This is a genomic window from Halococcus agarilyticus, from assembly GCF_000334895.1.
Lineage (GTDB): Archaea > Halobacteriota > Halobacteria > Halobacteriales > Halococcaceae > Halococcus > Halococcus agarilyticus.
This window is the reverse complement of the sequence record NZ_BAFM01000003.1, coordinates 85,243-101,917: the sequence shown is the minus strand read 5'-3', so window position 1 is coordinate 101,917 and position 16,675 is coordinate 85,243. Positions and strand designations below refer to the sequence as shown.

16 protein-coding genes are annotated in these 16,675 nt (G+C 66.7%); 8 read left to right on the top strand and 8 right to left on the bottom strand.

What is annotated here, in order from left to right:
* Positions 1-95: 95 nt before the first annotated feature.
* The 5 genes from TX76_RS03500 to TX76_RS03480 all read right to left on the bottom strand — a co-directional run bounded on the left by TX76_RS03500 (position 96) and on the right by TX76_RS03480 (position 3,573).
* Entirely contained in the window at positions 96-377 is a 282-nt protein-coding gene (locus TX76_RS03500) for a MazG-like family protein (protein WP_049899144.1), read from the bottom strand.
* 137 nt (positions 378-514) lie between these two features.
* Positions 515-1,384: a succinate--CoA ligase subunit alpha gene (gene sucD / locus TX76_RS03495; protein ID WP_006076933.1), complete on the bottom strand. Its 870-nt coding sequence runs from the start codon at positions 1,382-1,384 to the stop codon at positions 515-517.
* Complete coding sequence (gene sucC, locus TX76_RS03490) at positions 1,381-2,526, bottom strand: ADP-forming succinate--CoA ligase subunit beta (RefSeq protein WP_049899142.1); 1,146 nt, start codon at positions 2,524-2,526, stop codon at positions 1,381-1,383. The genes sucD and sucC overlap by 4 nt, the downstream gene beginning before the upstream one ends.
* Positions 2,527-2,665: 139 nt before the next feature.
* Positions 2,666-2,875 (bottom strand): hypothetical protein, encoded by a 210-nt coding sequence (locus TX76_RS03485; protein ID WP_049899140.1) that lies wholly within the window; start codon positions 2,873-2,875, stop codon positions 2,666-2,668.
* Positions 2,876-2,913: 38 nt separating this feature from the next.
* Entirely contained in the window at positions 2,914-3,573 is a 660-nt protein-coding gene (locus tag TX76_RS03480) for a glycerophosphodiester phosphodiesterase (protein ID WP_049899139.1), read from the bottom strand.
* Between the two features lie 124 nt (positions 3,574-3,697).
* Here TX76_RS03480 and TX76_RS03475 point away from each other — a divergent pair, with 124 nt between their 5' ends.
* From TX76_RS03475 to TX76_RS03450, 6 genes are all read left to right on the top strand, one after another.
* The gene (locus TX76_RS03475; RefSeq protein WP_049899137.1) at positions 3,698-4,681 is read left to right on the top strand and encodes an NADPH:quinone reductase; all 984 of its coding nucleotides are present in this window, start codon (positions 3,698-3,700) and stop codon (positions 4,679-4,681) included.
* Between the two features lie 42 nt (positions 4,682-4,723).
* On the top strand, positions 4,724-5,431 hold the full coding sequence (locus TX76_RS03470) for an SDR family oxidoreductase (protein ID WP_049899135.1): 708 nt from the start codon (positions 4,724-4,726) through the stop codon (positions 5,429-5,431).
* 63 nt (positions 5,432-5,494) lie between these two features.
* Positions 5,495-6,853 (top strand): sodium-dependent transporter, encoded by a 1,359-nt coding sequence (locus TX76_RS03465; RefSeq protein ID WP_049899133.1) that lies wholly within the window; start codon positions 5,495-5,497, stop codon positions 6,851-6,853.
* A gap of 97 nt (positions 6,854-6,950) precedes the next feature.
* Complete coding sequence (locus TX76_RS03460) at positions 6,951-8,507, top strand: acyl-CoA carboxylase subunit beta (RefSeq protein ID WP_049899131.1); 1,557 nt, start codon at positions 6,951-6,953, stop codon at positions 8,505-8,507.
* A gap of 35 nt (positions 8,508-8,542) precedes the next feature.
* Entirely contained in the window at positions 8,543-8,800 is a 258-nt protein-coding gene (locus TX76_RS03455; protein WP_079890736.1) for an acc operon protein, read from the top strand.
* Between the two features lie 221 nt (positions 8,801-9,021).
* Positions 9,022-11,205 (top strand): PQQ-dependent sugar dehydrogenase, encoded by a 2,184-nt coding sequence (locus TX76_RS03450; protein ID WP_049899128.1) that lies wholly within the window; start codon positions 9,022-9,024, stop codon positions 11,203-11,205.
* A 38-nt stretch (positions 11,206-11,243) separates the two neighbouring features.
* Here the strand turns inward: TX76_RS03450 and TX76_RS03445 are convergent, their stop codons facing one another.
* Positions 11,244-12,101 carry a class I SAM-dependent methyltransferase gene (locus TX76_RS03445; protein WP_049899125.1) on the bottom strand — a complete coding sequence of 286 codons (858 nt, stop codon included), beginning with the start codon at positions 12,099-12,101 and terminating at the stop codon, positions 11,244-11,246.
* Positions 12,102-12,412: 311 nt separating this feature from the next.
* On the opposite strand from TX76_RS03445, the gene TX76_RS03440 reads away from it, so the two are divergent.
* Entirely contained in the window at positions 12,413-14,254 is a 1,842-nt protein-coding gene (locus TX76_RS03440; RefSeq protein WP_049899123.1) for an acetyl-CoA carboxylase biotin carboxylase subunit, read from the top strand.
* Between the two features lie 605 nt (positions 14,255-14,859).
* Here the strand turns inward: TX76_RS03440 and TX76_RS03435 are convergent.
* Positions 14,860-15,111, bottom strand: coding sequence for a hypothetical protein (locus tag TX76_RS03435; RefSeq protein WP_049899121.1), 252 nt, complete (start codon positions 15,109-15,111; stop codon positions 14,860-14,862).
* Between the two features lie 129 nt (positions 15,112-15,240).
* Between TX76_RS03435 and TX76_RS03430 the strand changes: the two genes are divergently transcribed.
* Entirely contained in the window at positions 15,241-16,179 is a 939-nt protein-coding gene (locus tag TX76_RS03430) for a biotin--[acetyl-CoA-carboxylase] ligase (RefSeq protein WP_049899120.1), read from the top strand.
* A gap of 10 nt (positions 16,180-16,189) precedes the next feature.
* Here TX76_RS03430 and TX76_RS03425 read toward each other — a convergent pair whose 3' ends face one another.
* Positions 16,190-16,675: a universal stress protein gene (locus TX76_RS03425; RefSeq protein WP_049899118.1), complete on the bottom strand. Its 486-nt coding sequence runs from the start codon at positions 16,673-16,675 to the stop codon at positions 16,190-16,192.

Below are 16,675 nucleotides of genomic sequence, written 5' to 3'. Positions count from 1 at the left end.
TTGCACCCTCCGGTAGCCCCCGGTCGCCACCGCCGTCACTCGTCGAACATCCGTCAGATGCGTCGGGCTTCCGGATATGACTTCGAGGGTTGGGACTACGACGAGGGGTCTCCCGACTCCTCGATTCGCTCCTCGTATTTTTCCAGGCTGGCGTCGATACCGGCCGAGTTCCCCATCTGGAGGGTCGTGAAGAGGACATCCCCGAACTCGTCGGCAGTCACGGATATCTCGCCTGGCGAATCGCCGTACTCGGCGGATTCGATGGCGTCCTCGGCGATCTCGCCGATCTCCTCAACCAGGTTCAGGAGTCGGAATTCGGTACTCATGTCGAGATCGTGTTCGTCCACGAACTCGGCGACTTTCTGCTGTTCGTCCATGGAGCCCTCGTCAGTGGCGATTGACAAGAACTCAGGGGGTTCGAGCCTGTATCTGGGCAGACTGATCCTTGAATGGAGACCTCGTCACCGTTTGAGAGGCCGTCTTCACGCTGCCTCTGGAAATACGAGTAGCTGGGTTACAGCAACTCTTCGACGTTGTCGGCCACTTCCTCGGGCGTGTCGCCGACCGGCACGCCGGCCTCGCTGAGCGCCTCGATCTTGCTCTCGGCGGTGCCGGCTCCCGACCCGCTCACGATGGCTCCGGCGTGGCCCATCCGCTTTCCGGGCGGTGCGGTCCGGCCCGCGATGAATCCCGCCACGGGGGTATCCATGTTCGCGTCGATGTATTCGGCGGCCTCCTCCTCGTCGCTGCCGCCGATCTCGCCGCACATCACGATCGCGTCGGTCGCTGGATCGTCCTCGAACAGCGAGAGGGCGTCCACGAAGTCCGTCCCGATGATGGGATCGCCGCCGATCCCGATGGCGGTGGTCTGGCCCAGCCCGCGGTCGGTGAGGTTGTCGACCACTTGGTAGGTCAGGGTTCCCGACCGCGAGATCAGGCCGACGTTGCCCGACGAGAAGATGTTCCCCGGCAGGATGCCGAGCTTCGCCTCGCCCGGCGTGATGACGCCCGGACAGTTCGGCCCGATGAGGTGGGTGTCGGTCTCGGAGAGGCGCTTGTACACCTTCGCCATGTCCTGGGCGGGAATGCCCTCGGTGATCGCCACGACCAGGTCGACGGGCGAGTCGAGCGCCTCGAACAGGGCGTCGGCCGCGAACGCGGGCGGGACGAGGACCACCGAGGCGTCGGCGTTCTCGGCCTCTGCGGCCCGACTCACCGTGTCGTACACCGGCACGCCGTGGACCTCTTCGCCGCCTCGTCCGGGGACTGCGCCGGCCACCACGTTCGTGCCGTACTCGATCATCTGGCCCGCGTGGAACTCGCCCTCGCCGCCGGTGATCCCCTGGACGACAACACGGGTATCGTCGTCGACGAGCACACTCATTGACCCTCACCTCCGGCGTGCTCGACGGCTCGCTGGACTGCGCCTTCGAGCGTCTCCTCCACGTCGAGCGCGTCGGTGTTCAGGATCTCCATGCCTTCCTCGGCGTTGGTGCCCGCCAGGCGCACCACGATCGGTTTCGGGAGTTCGTCGAACTGTGCGATCGCGTCGTTGATCCCCTGGGCGACCTCGTCGCCGCGGGTAATACCTCCAAAAATGTTGAACACCACGCTGTCGACGTTCTCGTCGGAAAAGACCATGTCGAGTGCGTTCGCCACACGTTCGGCCTTCGCGCCGCCGCCGATGTCGAGGAAGTTCGCGGGCGCTCCTCCATAATAATCCACGAGGTCGAGCGTGGTCATCACGAGGCCTGCACCGTTACCGATGATCCCGACGTTGCCCTCCAAGCGGACGTAGTCGAAGCCGTACTCGTTGGCCTTCGCCTCCAGATCGTCCTCGGCGGCTGCCTCCTCCATCTCGGCGAGGTCGGGGTGGCGAAAGAGCGCGTCGTCGTCGATGTTCATGACCGCGTCCGCGCAGACGACCTCGCGATCGCTCGTCACCATCACGGGGTTCACTTCGGTGTCCTCCGCGTCGCTGTCCGCCCAGAGGTCGTACAGCGTCGAGAGCACGCCCGCAACGTCGCTCGCGACGTCATCCTCGACACCCGCGTCGTACACCGCGCGCCGGGCCTGGTAAGGATGCATCCCGAACGCGGGATCGACGTGCTCGCGCGCGATCGCTTCGGGGTTCTCCTCGGCGACTTCCTCGATGTTCACGCCGCCCTCGGAGGAGACCATCGCGACGGGTTTGCCCTCGCCGCGGTCCATCGTCACGCCGACGTAGAGCTCGTCGACGAAGTCGACTGCCGCCTCGACCAGCACGCGCTCGACCGTGTAGCCCTTGAGATCCATCCCGAGGATCGAATCGGCGGCTGCGCGGGCCTCGTCGTCGCTCTCGACGAGCTCGATGCCGCCGGCCTTGCCGCGGCCGCCGACGTGGACCTGGGCCTTCACTGCGACGGGATAGCCGATCGAGTCGGCCGCCGCGAGCACCTCGTCGGTGCTCTCGGCCAACTCCGCATCCGGGGTCGGCAGTCCGGCCTCGGCGAAGACCTCCTTTGCCTGGTATTCGTGAAGTCGCATCGCTTCGAGAGGGGGGTGCCGGCCGCTTAAATCCCGTCGATTCTACTGCCGGTCGGCGGCATCCCCATCGATCCCCGATGATCGAACCGCTGTCGCTCGACGGCCAGGTACTGTCACGCATCACTGCCGACCGGCAGTATCACTCCTCGATGTCGGCGTACAGCCGCACCAGTCCACACTCGGGGCAGAGGTACGCATCGACGCCGAGCGTTCGTTTCATTCCGAGCGATCCCAACAGTCCTTCGCGCTTGTCGTCGGTTTTGAGCTTCACGCTCTCGGAATCCATCGACGTGACCGCTTTCGTGACCTCCATGGTCACGCCGCAGTCGGGACAGCGTCGTTCGTTCATGCTGTGTCCTTCCATCCGCTCCGAAGTAAAGACCGGTGTCAGAGCACGTTGGACGAGTCGGCGATCACGCCATCGACGCCCACACGGTCGAGAAGCCTGGCGACGACCGAGCTATCGATCGTCCAGACGTTCACCTTCATTCCCGCGTCGTGGGCGCGGTCGATCGCGTCGGTCAGGAGCCAGTGGCCCCAGTGAGGGTGGATGTACGAGCAGTCGAGCGCGAGCGCGTCGTCGAAGTCCTCGTCGGGCCGGAGCCCGAAGAGATAGGCGAGTTCCACAGTGGGGTCGTCGGTTTCGAGCGCGTCGAGCGTCGGCGCGTCGAACGAGGAGACGATCACCTCGTTGTCGACTGTGGAGGCCGCCGCAGCCGCTTCGGTGGCGATACCGTGTTCCTTGCAGTCGATCACGATCCCGGTGTCTCGGGGGATCGCGCCGGCGGCCTCCGCGAGCATCGGCACGCCGGTCCCCGTGTCGAGCACGTCGAGATCGGCGAGCACGGCCGCCGAGAGTTCGTCGACCCGGCCGGTAGCGTCGGTGACCCGATCGACGGTCTCGTCGTGGAACACGACGAGTTCGCCCGAGCCACACCGCCGGACATCGAGTTCGATCATGTCGGCATCCGGGACCGCATGCTCGATCGCGACGAGCGTGTTCTCGGGGTGGCGGTTCGCAAAGCCCCGGTGGGCGATCAGCCGCATCGGTCGTCGATCCGGGTGCGGGAGCCAAAGCCCTGCTGGAAGCAGGCCGGTGACGGAAGCGAGCCCGTGGCGGAAGCGGACCGCTCGGAGATAGCTTTTTGCTTCGCGTCGGTGACTGTCCGGTATGCGCGCCGTTCGTTTCCGCGAGTACGGCGGACCCGAGGTACTGGGAGTCGACGAGGTCGATCGGCCGGAACCCGCAGGCCACGAGATACTGGTCGCAATCCACGCCGCCGGCGTCAACCCCGTCGACACCTACTTCCGTGAGGGATCGTACGAGCCGTTCGAGCTGCCGATGACGCCTGGCGTCGACCTCGCCGGCGAGGTCGCTGCCGTCGGCGAGTACGTCGACGGGTTCTCGGAGGGTGATCGAGTCTACGCCACCGGTCTCGGCCGGGATCACCACGGCGGCTACGCCGAATACGCGACCGTTCCCGAGGATCGGATCGTTCGTCTCCCCGACGGGGTCGACACGACCGCGGCCGGCGGGGCGGGCGTCGCCGCCGTCACCGCGTGGCGCGCGCTGATCGATCACGCGGACCTCGAACCGGGCGAGAGCTGCCTCGTCCACGGCGGTTCCGGGGGTGTGGGCCACGCCGCAGTCCAACTGGCCGCCGCGACCGGCGCACACGTCGTCACGACCGCTGCGCCCGAGTACCACGACCGGCTCCATGAGCTCGGTGCGGACGCGGTGTTCGATTATTCGCGTGACGATCTCGCCGACGCCGTCCGCGAGGCGAGCACCGAGCGGGCCGGCGCTGCCGGCGAGGGTGTCGACGTGATCCTCGATCACCGCCTCGACGACTACCTCCAGTTCGACGCCGATGTGGCCGCGACGGGCGCGCGGGTGGTCGGGATCGGCGAACACGATCCCACGGTAGGGCTCGAAAACGACGGCGTCGCCCGGAGCAAGGACGTCAGCTACCAGTTCATGAGCATGTTCAACACGCCCGATCTCCGGGTGGGGCTCCGTCGTATCGCCTACCTCATGGCCGAGGACGATCTGACCGTCGACGTAGCGAGGGAGTACGATCTCGACGAGGCGGACGAGGCCCAACGCGCCGTGCTGGAGGATAGCTTCCTCGGCAAACTCGTGCTCGTTCCCTGAGCCGGGATTGCGTTTATACTCCTCGCCCGCCTCCGTCGAGCCATGCCGACCGATTTCGACCTCGACGATCGAGTCGTGCTCGTCACGGGCGCGAGCGGTGCGCTCGGCAGCGGGATCTGCGAGCGCTTTCAGGCCGCTGGCGCGACCGTCTGTGCGATCGATCTCGTCACGCCCGACGACGATGACTCGCTGCTCGACGCCGAGGGTGTGGAGTTCTACGAGGCCGACTTCACCGACGAGGCCGATGTCGAGCGCGTCGTGGAGGCGATCGTCGACGAACACGGCGAGCTCGACGCGCTGTGCAACATCGCGGGGACGTGGCGCGGCGGCCAGCCGATCGATGAAACCGATACTGACGAGTTCGGGATGGTGTTCGACGTCAACCTCCGGACGATGTTCCTCGGCTCGAAACACGCCATCCCACATCTCCGGGATTCGGATGGCGCGATCGTCTCTGTGTCGGCAAAATCGTCGCTCGAAGGCGGCGAGGGCGACGGGCCGTATCGTGCGGCGAAGGCGGGCGTCCGGCTGCTGACCGAGACCATCGCCGAAGAGAACCGGGGCGAGCTGCGCGCGAACGCGATCATGCCGAAGGTGATCGACACGCCCGCGAACCGCGACATGATGCCCGACGCCGACCACGAGAGCTGGCCGACGCCCGCGGAGATCGCCGAGGTCGTTTGCTTCCTGTGTAGCGACGCGGCCGGCGTCACGAGCGGCGCGGCGGTCCCGGTGTACGGGGAAGCGTAACGAGACACACGGCAACAAGCGATTCGCGGAGCTTTTGAACCGGGACGCGAAATCCCGCCAGTCATGCCAGAACGCGAAACCTGGGCGACGAGACTCGGCTTCCTCCTCGCGGCGATCGGTAGCGCGGTGGGGTTGGGCAACATCTGGCGCTTTCCGTTCATCACTTCGGAAAACGGCGGGGCGGCCTTTCTGGTCGTCTACCTCCTCGCGGTGTTGGTGATCGGGCTGCCGGCGATCCTCGCGGAGTTCGTGATCGGCCGGCGGGCGAACACCAGCGCGATCGGGGCCTTCCGGAAGCTCGGCCGGCCGGGCTGGTGGTTCGTCGGCGCGGTCGGCGTGATCGCGGCCTTTTGGACCCTCTCGTACTACAGCGTGATCGGCGGCTGGGTGATCCGATACATCGGCGGTAGCGTCACCGGCAACGCGCTCGCCGCGCCCGAGGGGTATTTCGGGGCGATCTCCGTGGGCCTGTCGTCGGTCGGCACCCACGCGGTCTTCATGCTCATCACGATCGGGATCGTCGCGCTCGGGATCGAGGACGGGATCGAGCTCGCGACGAAGGTGATGGTCCCCGCGGTCGTCGTGATGCTCGTCGGGCTCGCGGCCTTCGCGGCGACGCTGCCCGGTGCAAGTGAGGGCTACGCCTTTTTCCTCAATCCCGACTTCGACGTCGTCATCTCGAACTTCAGGGACGTACTCCCCGACGCGTTCGGCCAGGCGCTCTTTAGCCTCTCGCTCGGGTTCAGCGTGATGATCACCTACGCCTCCTATCTCGGCGAGGACGACAGTCTCCCGGTCGACGGGTTCTCGATCGCGATTTCGAACACCGCCATCGGCGTGCTCGCCGGGCTCGTGGTGCTCCCGCTGCTGTTCGCCCAGGGAATCGAGGCCGGCGCAGGCGGTCCCGGCGCGGTGTTCGTCGCCATCCCGACCGCGCTCTCCGAACTTCCCGGCGGCGGACTGGTGGGTCAGGCGGTCGGCGTCGTCTTCTTCGGCGTCATTCTGATCGCGGCGCTGTCCTCGGCGATCAGCCTGCTCGAAGCGGTCGTCGCCTATCTCGTCGACAACTACGGGTTCTCGCGGCTCCCGACCGCGGCGGGACTCGGCGGGATCATCTTCGCGCTCGGGATTCCCTCGGCGTACGACACCGCGTGGCTCAACTGGTTCGACGGGATCGGCGTCACCCTCCTCCTCCCGCTCGCCGTGTTGCTCGTGGTGGTGTTCGTCGGCTGGGTGCTCGGCCGCGACGCGATCGACGAGCTCCGGACGGGATCGACGAGCGGCTCGCTCGCGCCGATCTGGCTCTGGTGGCTCCGGACGGTGGTTCTCGCCGTGGTCGTGATCGTCGTCGCGCTCAACCTCTGGGACCTGTTCGCCACGCCCGAGACGGGCTACTACATCGTCCCTGGACCGCTCCGATAAATCGGTCGAGGCTGCGACCGCCCCGCATCCTCCACCGGAATCCCTTTTCCGGAGCCCTGCTACCGGCCCGTATGCACGGTGCCGAGGGCACGAAACCATGACGGACGATTACGAGGATCCCATCGAGGAGCTTCGAGCACGAAAGCGCGCCGCCGAACTCGGTGGTGGCGAGGAGCGCATCGAATCCCAACACGAGAAGGGCAAGATGACCGCGCGCGAGCGGATCGACTACTTCCTCGACGACGACACCTTCCACGAGTTCGATCAGCTTCGAACACATCGTTCGACCAACTTCGATATGGACGAGCGCCAGATTCCGGGTGACGGCGTCGTGACGGGCTACGGCGATGTCGACGGCCGGACGGTGTTCGTGTTTGCCCACGATTTCACCGTCTTCGGCGGCTCGCTCGGCGAAGTGTTCGCTCAGAAGGTCTGCAAGGTGATGGACGAGGCGATGGAGGTCGGCGCACCGATCATCGGCCTCAACGATTCGGCGGGCGCACGCATCCAGGAGGGGATCGACTCCCTGGCCGGCTACGCCGAGGTGTTCCATCGCAACCAGCAGGCTTCGGGAGTGGTGCCCCAGATCTCGGCGATCATGGGGCCCTGCGCTGGCGGTGCGGTCTACTCGCCCGCGATCACGGACTTCATCTTCATGGTCGAGGAGACCTCTCACATGTTCATCACCGGCCCGGACGTGATCGAGACCGTCACCGGGGAGGAGGTCTCCTTCGAGGAGCTCGGTGGCGCGTCGACTCATACCGGCGAGAGCGGCGTCGCCCACTTCTCCGAGGCCGACGAGAAGCAGGCGCTCGACGACATCCGACGGCTGCTCTCGTATCTCCCGCAGAACAACGTCGAGGACCCGCCGCGCGTCGACCCGTGGGACGATCCCGACCGCCAGGACGACGAACTCAAAGACCTCGTTCCCGACGCGCCCCGGAAACCCTACGACATCACGGCGGTCATCGAGCGGATCGTCGACGAGGGGTCGTTCTTCTCGGTCGCGGATTCCTATGCCAGAAACCTCGTGACCGCGTTCGCGCGGCTCGACGGCCGGCCGGTCGGCGTGGTCGCGAACCAGCCCCGCGTGAACGCCGGCACGCTCGACATCGACGCCTCGCTCAAGGGTTCGCGGTTCGTCCGCTTTTGCGACGCGTTCAACATCCCGCTCGTGACCTTCGTCGACGTGCCCGGCTTCATGCCCGGCACCGACCAGGAGAAAGGCGGGATCATCAAACACGGCGCGAAGCTCCTCTACGCCTACTCCGAGGCCACGGTCCCCCTCCTCACTGTGATCACCAGGAAGGCCTACGGCGGCGCGTACGACGTGATGGCGTCGAAACACATCGACGCCGACGTGAACTACGCGTGGCCCACCGCGGAGATCGCCGTGATGGGTCCCCAGGGCGCGGTCAACGTGCTCTACGACGACGAACTCGACGCGGCCGACGACACCGAGGCCCGCCGCGAGGAGCTGATCGACGAGTACCGTGACACCTTCGCGAACCCCTACACGGCGGCCGAACGCGGGTTCGTCGACGACGTGATCGAACCGCACACCACCCGTCCGGTGCTGATCGACGACCTCGAAATGCTGTCGAACAAGCGCAAATCCGGCCCCGACCGGAAACACGGGAACATCCCGCTGTGACGGCGTCCGATTCGCCCGCTGACGGACGGGAGCGGATGACGGAACTCGCGGCCGCGATCCCCGACGACGCCGATTCGGGCGAGGCCGCCGCGATCGCCGCGGCGCTCGGGGCACATCTCCGCGACGAGGCCGCCGCGGCCGCCGAGGCAACGACGGACGATGAGCCCTCGTGGGAGGGGGGCCGGTGGCGGTTCGCGGGGCGCGTCTCGCAGTTGCAGCACCGCGACGTGCGCGTTCCGCTCGACGCGCCGACCGATCCGTGGGCCGCCGCCGGACGGACCGATCGGCTGTAGTGCGGTCGCACGCGGTCGAGCGGTGACGGGGAGCGCCTGCCGCTGCTGTCACTACGGCCGGAACCGAGGTTTCTTTGAGGGAACACAACGAACCGGCATCAAATGTGTCATCGCCACACCGAACGGTCGAACGAATCGCATCTGCACTCGTCACGAACTCCGACCAGGCGATGCGGTTCCTCACGGCTTGAGTGTGCCGACCGTCATCCGTTTGCCGATCGATGACATCGCCGGATCGGTCGGCCGCCACTTCGTCGCGCCGTCGATTCCTCTCGCTCACCGCGGTCGGCACGCTTGCTGGCGTCGGCGGACTCGCCGGTGCCGAGGCCCAATCCGAACCCGAGGTCATCCGGCTCGGCGGCGAGGTCGCCGGCTGGCAGGGCCGTGCGCCCGAGTCGATTGCGGGCGAAACCAACCCCACGCTGGACCTCGAACCGGGAACCGACTACCGCGTGGTCTGGGAGAATCTGGATGGAGTGGGCCACAACGTCGCGCTGCTCGATTCCGAGGAGAACGTGCTCGAACGCACCGAGGTGATGAGCGAGGAGGGCGAAACCCAATCCCTCGAGTTCACCGCACGCGAGGAGATGGCCGAGTACGTCTGCGAGCCACACATCACTTCGATGCAGGGCTCGATCAGCTTCGGCAGCGGATCGGGCGAGAGAACTCAGACGACGACCGAGGACGACGATTCCGAGTCGTTCATCCCGACGGGGGCGACGGTGCGCGTCGAGACGGTCGCCGACGGCGACCTCGCTGCGCCGCTCGATTTCGAGATTGCCTCGGAGCAGCGGGATCGACAGTTCGTCGTCGATCGAGCCGGTCAGGTGTACGTCAACGAACCCGACGGCCTCCGCGAGGAGCCGTTCATCGACGTGAGCGACCGGCTGGCCGAGATCACCGGCGAGATGGGGCTGCTGGGCCTCGCCTTTCATCCCGACTTCGACGAGAACCGCCGGTTCTACCTGCGCTACAGCGCGCCACGACGCGAAGACACCCCCGAGAACTTCGATCACACCGAGGTGCTCTCGGCCTTTCGAGCGAATGAGGAGTTGGAGCGGGGCATCCCCGACTCCGAGCGGACGCTTCTCGAGATCCCGTCGCCGTACGACACCCACAACTCCGGCGCGATCACGTTCGGTCCCGACGGCTACCTCTACGTGGGAATGGGCGACGGTGGCGGTGGCCACGACCGAGGGATCGGCCACGTCGCGGACTGGTACGAGCGCTTCGACGGCGGTAGCGGACCTGACGTGGCCGGCAACGGGCAGGACGTCGACGAGAACCTCCTCGGATCGATCCTCCGGATCGACGTCGACGGCGAAGGGGAGGACAGACCCTACGGGATCCCCGACGACAACCCGCTCGTGGGCGCGGATGGCTTCGACGAGCAGTTCGCGTGGGGCTTTCGCAACCCGTGGCGAATGGGATTTTCGAACGGGAGGCTGTTCGTCGCCGACGTCGGCCAGAAGGGGTTCGAGGAGGTCAGCATCGTCGAAAGCGGCGGGAACTACGGCTGGAACGTCCGCGAGGGAACCCACTGCTTCGAACCGGGTCCGGACGGCAGCAAGACCCCGCCCGAGGAGTGTCCCGAACGGACCCCACCCGATGTCCGTGGCGGCGAACCGCTGATCGATCCGGTCATCGAGTACCCGCACAGCCACGAGGGACGGGGCGTGGGTTCGGCGATCATCGGCGGCTACGTCTACGAGAACGACGCGATCCCGTCTCTCGAGGGGAAGTACGTCTTCGGCGACTATCGGAAACCAGTGGAGACCGAGGAACCGACCGGTTCGCTGTTCGCCGCCACACCGACCGACGACGGACTCTGGGAGCTCGAGGAACTCGCGGTCGAGAACACCGAGAGCGGTCTGCTCGGTGGGTTCGTCCTCGCGTTCGGGCGGGACGACGCTGGCGACCTCTACGTGCTCACGACCGACGACCCAGGTGCCGAGAACGAGAACGGTGCGGTCCATCGTATCCGCCAGCCAGCGGCATCCACGCAGGCCGCGACCACAACCACGAACACGACAAACACGCCCTCCGAAGCCACGGGTGCGAACACGAGTTCCAGCGCGAGCACCGCGAACGCGACCCCCGGAACCACGACAGCCACGACGAGCGTCGAGAACACGAGTGCGGAGCGCAGCGCAATGGGCACCGAAGCACCGACGCGAGCCACCGCCGCGACGACCACGACGGACGCGACCGCGACGGACGCGACGAGCAGCGAGACGAGCGATCCGGGAACCGACCGAACGAGTACGACGGAGGCCGGCGCGAACACCGCGGAAGCGACCGCCGGGACGAGCGGATCGTCGGGTCCTGGCTTCGGCGTGCTCGCCGGTCTCGCGGGACTCGCGGGTGTCGCTGCACACCGTCTCATGGGACACGACGACGGGTAGTCGTGTCCCGTCGATCGCGCTGATCGGCTGTATCTCGGTCAGTTCCGACAGACCGCGAGGATGTGCTCCGACACGTCCGCGACGACCGGGTCCTCTCGAAGCGTCCGCACGACGTCACGAACGTCCTCGATCACCTCCTCATCGGTCCCCGAAAGTTCGTGTTTCATCCGGGTGGCGACGCCTTCGAGGCCGACCAACTGCTCGACCTTGAAGCCTGCCCGTTCCAGTTCGGCCTCGAACTCGGCGGCGCGGAAGAAGTGACACTCGGCCCATCCCTCGCCGTCACCGTGCTCGGTGACGAGGTCGGCGGTGTAATCGCCGGATTCCGCGATGGGGCCGAGCAACCCGTGACTCCCGTCGAGGTTGAACTTGATGATGTCCCGGAGCACGGCGAGACGGCCGATGACCGAGACGAAAACGGGTGCGCCGGTGCGGGCGACCCGTCGGAGCTCGGCCATCGCGCCCGCACGCTCGTCGGCGTCGACGACGTGGCTCAACGGGCCGCCGAGACAGCACACCGCATCGAAGGTGTCGTCGGCGAACGGGAGAGCGCGCACGTCGCCCCGTTCGGCCGCAACGCGGTCGGCGAGACCACGTTCGGCGGCGTTCTCGCGAGCGAGTTCGACCTGCGTGGCGGAGAGATCCACGAGCGTCACGTCGTGGCCGCGCTCGGCGAGCCAGACGGCGTACCGGCCCGCCGCACCGCCCGCGTCGAGCACGTGGCTGCTGGCGGGATCATCCGTGCCTGATCGATCGCGACCCGGGTCGGGCAGGTCGCGGGCCAGGTACGCCGTCGTGCTCGCGAACTCCATGCGGGTCACGGGATCGCGGTCGAGACGCTCCCACTCGCCCTCGGCGAGCTCGTCGTAGAAGCTCTCCGGGTCCATGTCGCTCATCGGCGGTGCTCCGTTCGGGGTCGGTCGCGGTCGGTGTCTCGTGGTCGAGTGTGCATCCGTATCGAATCGCGTGTCGGTCGTCGGACGAACAGGGACAGTGCGTCGGGTTTCACCCCGACCGGCACGACCCGTGCGAGGCTCCACCCGACGAAAAGTTAGGACTGCAGTCCATTGCCGCGAGCGTCGACACCGGGTGGAGTCGGTGTCACGAATTCGACCTCACCGCCGTCCAACAAAGCTCTTTCGTTGAACCGACTGGCTGGGACGCTCCGCATGGTTTATGACCCGACTCCCAGTAGCCACCCCCAGGAATGTTCGAGAAGGTTCTCGTCGCCAATCGAGGGGAGATCGCTGTCCGGGTAATGCGCGCGTGTGGGGAACTCGGCGTCGACACCGTGGCGGTCTACTCCGAGGCCGACTCGGACGCGGGACACGTCCGGTACGCCGACGAAGCCTACAACGTCGGGCCGGCGCGCGCCGCCGACTCGTATCTCGACGGTGAGGCGATCGTCGATGCCGGCGAACGCGCCGGTGCGGACGCGGTCCACCCGGGATACGGGTTCCTCGCCGAGAACGCCGACTTCGCCGCCCGAGTCGAGGACAGCGAGATGACGTGGGTCGGCCCCTCCAGCGAGTCGATGGAACAACTCGGCGAGAAGACCAGCGCGCGCAAGGCGATGGACGCCGCCGACGTCCCGATCGTCCCCGGGACCGAGGATCCCGTCGAGTCCGCCGACGAGATCCGGGAGTTCGCCGACGAGGCGGGCTACCCCGTCGCGATCAAGGCCGAGGGCGGCGGTGGCGGACGCGGGCTGAAGGTCGTCGAAGACGAGAGCGAGGTCGCAGAACAGTTCGAGAGCGCCCAGCGCGAGGGCGAGGCGTACTTCGACAACGCCTCGGTGTTCGTCGAGAAGTTCCTCGAATCCCCCCGGCACATCGAAGTCCAGATCATCGCCGACCACCACGACAACGTTCGCCATATCGGCGAGCGCGACTGCTCGCTCCAGCGCCGCCAACAGAAGGTCATCGAGGAAGGCCCGAGTCCCGCCCTCACCGACGAGCTTCGCGAGCAGATCCAAGAGGCTGCCCGCCGCGGAGCCGATGCTGCCGACTACTACAACGCCGGCACGTTCGAGTTCCTCGTCGAAGACAACGGCCGCAACGAGGACGGGCTGCTCGGCGCGGACGCCGATTTCTACTTCCTCGAAGTCAACACCCGGATCCAGGTCGAACACACCGTCTCCGAGGAGTTGACGGGGATCGACATCGTGAAACAGCAGATCCGGGTGGCCGCCGACGAGGAGCTCCCCTTCGCCCAGGACGACGTCGAACTCGACGGCCACGCGATGGAGTTCCGGATCAACGCCGAGAACGCCGCCAACGAGTTCGCGCCCGCGACCGGCACGCTCGCGACGTACGACCCGCCAGGCGGCATCGGGATCCGGATCGACGACGCGCTCCGTCAGGGCGACGCGATCGGCGGCGACTACGACTCGATGATCGCGAAGCTGATCGTGTGGGGCACGGACCGCGAGGAGTGTCTCGCGCGGAGCCGGCGCGCGCTCGCCGAGTTCGAGATCGAGGGGCTCACGACGGTGATCCCGTTCCACCGGCTGATGCTCGACGACGAGGCGTTCGTCGCGGGCGAGCACACCACGAACTACCTCGACGAGGAGCTCGACCCCGAGCGGATCGACGCCGCCCAGGAGAGATGGGGGCCGGAGGACTCGTCCGCGGACGCGGACGACGAGGAAGTCACCAAGCGCGAGTTCGTGGTCGAGGTCAACGGCAAGCGCTTCGAGGTCGACCTCGAAGAGCGCGGCGCGCCGCCGATCGGGGCCGGCGGTTCGGGTGGCGGGAGCGCGAGCGGCACCCAACAGCTCGATGCGGCCGAGCCGAGCGACGACGGCGACGGCGGCGGGAGCGCGAGCACCGCCGAGGGCGAGCAGGTCACCGCCGAGATGCAGGGCACGATTCTGAACGTGAACGTCGAGGCCGGCGACGAGGTTGCGGCGGGCGACGTGCTCTGCGTGCTCGAAGCGATGAAGATGGAAAACGACGTGGTCGCCTCCCAGGGTGGCACCGTCGCCGAGGTCGCCGCCAGCGAGGGCGAGTCGGTCGACATGGGCGACGTGCTCGTCGTTCTCAACTAGAACCCACTTTTTTACTTCACCCCCGTTGCTCGCTTCGCTCGCAAGGGGGTTCGCAAAAACCTGGACTAAAAACACCCGCTCACTCGCCTACGGCTCGTTCGCGGTAGAACTACTGGCGCTGACCGCAACCGCGACCGCACCGCCGAAGCCCTCGCTCCCGTTGGTCGCTCGCCCTTCATCCACCAGGCCGGCACCGCGACCGCCGCAGCCTCCGCATCACTCCGCGGCTGCCGCCACCACCAGTGCAGGGCGAGCGGACAGCTCGATTCGCCGTCAACGGTGTCGCATGGCCGACCTGAATCCGGATTAGCGGTAGACTCTCCACAGGAACAGTCCGACGACGAGCAGGACGAACACGAAGAGCAGCGAATCGGATGGGCCTCGTGGCACCGTCGGATGTTGTAGCAGTATCATTACCGGAATGCTTGTTGTGTCGATTATCAACTTTTTGTGGATATGGTCCATTGGGGTGACGTTGCGAGCGCGCTTACAGAAGGACTGGTAGCACGATGCAGGTCGGTACTGCAATGCAGATCACTCGTCACCGACTGCGACAGCCGTGACGAGGACGAACGCACGGAGCCGAACAGCAGAGTTTCCGTCAGTCAAGAGAAGGGGGAGAGAAGCCACGGACTGACTGTCCCGAACAGAACGCTGACGAAAAGCCAGAACACGAACGCAATCACGATGCCCGTCAGTAAACGAGCCGGTAGAGTGTTGCGCAGAAAATCGAGCCGTCCCCAGTCCGCGTTCTCCAGATACCGCCACATGGACAGGGTGAAAACGACGAAAACGAGCACGACCAGCACGAACGCGAGTATTCCGATCGCTCTCGCCAGTGGCAGCGATAGAGACACTACCGATAGACATTCTCGCCAATAGATAGTTCTTCTGCCGAGGAGGAGAACGTGCGTTTCGAAGGGGTTGTCCGGTACTGAGCGTCACATCACATATCGATTTATGCCTCGGTGATCGTAACTGCCGGTATGCAGGAGACGCGCCGCGAAGTTCTCGACGCCATCGCCGACGGGCCAGTTTCGGGCCCCGACCTCGCCGAACAGTTGGGTGTCTCGCGCGCGGCGGTCTGGAAACACGTCGAGGCGCTCCGCGAGGCCGGCTTCGGGATCGAGAGCGATGATGCGGGCTACCGACTCGATAGCGTCCCCGCATACGGCGGCGAGGCGATCGCGTTCGGTCTCGACGCACCCTTCGAAATCGAGTACCACGAGGGGCTCCCGAGCACGAATGCTCGCGCACGCGAACTCGCCGCCGAGGGTGCGACCGACATCGCGGTGGTCGCCGACGAGCAGACCGGCGGTCGGGGGCGACTCGATCGGGGCTGGGTCTCACCACCGGGAGGGATCTGGCTCAGCGTGCTCTGCCGGCCCGACCTGCCGCCGGCCCACGCCCCGATCCTGACGCTCGCGGCGGCGGTCGCGGCGACCGAGACGGCCCGCGAGGCTGGCGTCGACGCCCGGATCAAGTGGCCGAACGATCTTCTCGTTCCCGGCGAGTCTGGCGACGAGAACGGGGACCGCAAGCTCGCGGGGATCCTCACCGAGATGGAGGGCGAGGCCGACCGTGTCTCGTGGGTTGTCATCGGCATCGGGATCAACGTCAGCGATGACGGGCTCCCCACGGGCGCGACCGGCCTGCTCGCCCACACCGGGAGCGTGGACCGCCGGCGGTTCGTCCAGCGCCTCCTCGAACGGTTCGATGCTCTCCGAAATGACCCCGAGCGAGTCATCGGGGCGTGGCGCGAGCACGCGCTCACGATCGGGCAGCGAGTACGGGTCGAGACGCCGACCGACGAGATCGTGGGCGAGGCCGTCGACGTCGAGTTCCCCGGCAGCCTGGTCGTCGAGACCGACGACGGACGGATCCGTGTTCACGCCGGCGACTGCGAGCACCTCCGACCGGCGTGAAAACCGCCGTCTACGATCCGCTCGCCGGTTCGTCGGTCATCCCGTCCGTCGAGGACTCGTCCGTTTGCTCTCCATCGACTCGCACCGTGAGCACGGGCACCGACGAGGTGCGGACGACCCGCTCGGCGACGCTTCCGAGGAGGAGACGGTCGATGCCGCCGCGGCCGTGGGTCCCCATCACGATCAGGTCACACTCCTCGCCTTCCGCGTACTCGACGATCTCCGCACTCGGCGTGCCGTCGACGAGCACGCGCTCGAACGGGACGTCTCCGACGCGTTCGGCGGCCCGATCGAGCGCCGCCTTGCCCTGATCGTGCAGCATCGTCCCGAGGCCCTCGATCGCGGTGTCGGCCGGCAGCCCGGCGTAGCCCGCGGTGTTGACCACGTAGATCGCGTGGAGTTCGGCGTCGTGGATCGCCGCGAGTTCGGCGGCGTGATCGGCCACGCGATCCGCTCCGGGAGAGCCGTCGGTCGGCACGAGAATGCGATCGTACAT

Coding starts and splice junctions, on each gene's coding strand:
- TX76_RS03500 (WP_049899144.1), bottom strand. CDS start 377: ATGGACGAACAGCAGAAAGTCGCCGAGTTCGTGGACGAACACGATCTC.
- sucD (WP_006076933.1), bottom strand. CDS start 1,384: ATGAGTGTGCTCGTCGACGACGATACCCGTGTTGTCGTCCAGGGGATC.
- sucC (WP_049899142.1), bottom strand. CDS start 2,526: ATGCGACTTCACGAATACCAGGCAAAGGAGGTCTTCGCCGAGGCCGGA.
- TX76_RS03485 (WP_049899140.1), bottom strand. CDS start 2,875: ATGAACGAACGACGCTGTCCCGACTGCGGCGTGACCATGGAGGTCACG.
- TX76_RS03480 (WP_049899139.1), bottom strand. CDS start 3,573: ATGCGGCTGATCGCCCACCGGGGCTTTGCGAACCGCCACCCCGAGAAC.
- TX76_RS03475 (WP_049899137.1), top strand. CDS start 3,698: ATGCGCGCCGTTCGTTTCCGCGAGTACGGCGGACCCGAGGTACTGGGA.
- TX76_RS03470 (WP_049899135.1), top strand. CDS start 4,724: ATGCCGACCGATTTCGACCTCGACGATCGAGTCGTGCTCGTCACGGGC.
- TX76_RS03465 (WP_049899133.1), top strand. CDS start 5,495: ATGCCAGAACGCGAAACCTGGGCGACGAGACTCGGCTTCCTCCTCGCG.
- TX76_RS03460 (WP_049899131.1), top strand. CDS start 6,951: ATGACGGACGATTACGAGGATCCCATCGAGGAGCTTCGAGCACGAAAG.
- TX76_RS03455 (WP_079890736.1), top strand. CDS start 8,543: ATGACGGAACTCGCGGCCGCGATCCCCGACGACGCCGATTCGGGCGAG.
- TX76_RS03450 (WP_049899128.1), top strand. CDS start 9,022: ATGACATCGCCGGATCGGTCGGCCGCCACTTCGTCGCGCCGTCGATTC.
- TX76_RS03445 (WP_049899125.1), bottom strand. CDS start 12,101: ATGAGCGACATGGACCCGGAGAGCTTCTACGACGAGCTCGCCGAGGGC.
- TX76_RS03440 (WP_049899123.1), top strand. CDS start 12,413: ATGTTCGAGAAGGTTCTCGTCGCCAATCGAGGGGAGATCGCTGTCCGG.
- TX76_RS03430 (WP_049899120.1), top strand. CDS start 15,241: ATGCAGGAGACGCGCCGCGAAGTTCTCGACGCCATCGCCGACGGGCCA.
- TX76_RS03425 (WP_049899118.1), bottom strand. CDS start 16,675: ATGTACGATCGCATTCTCGTGCCGACCGACGGCTCTCCCGGAGCGGAT.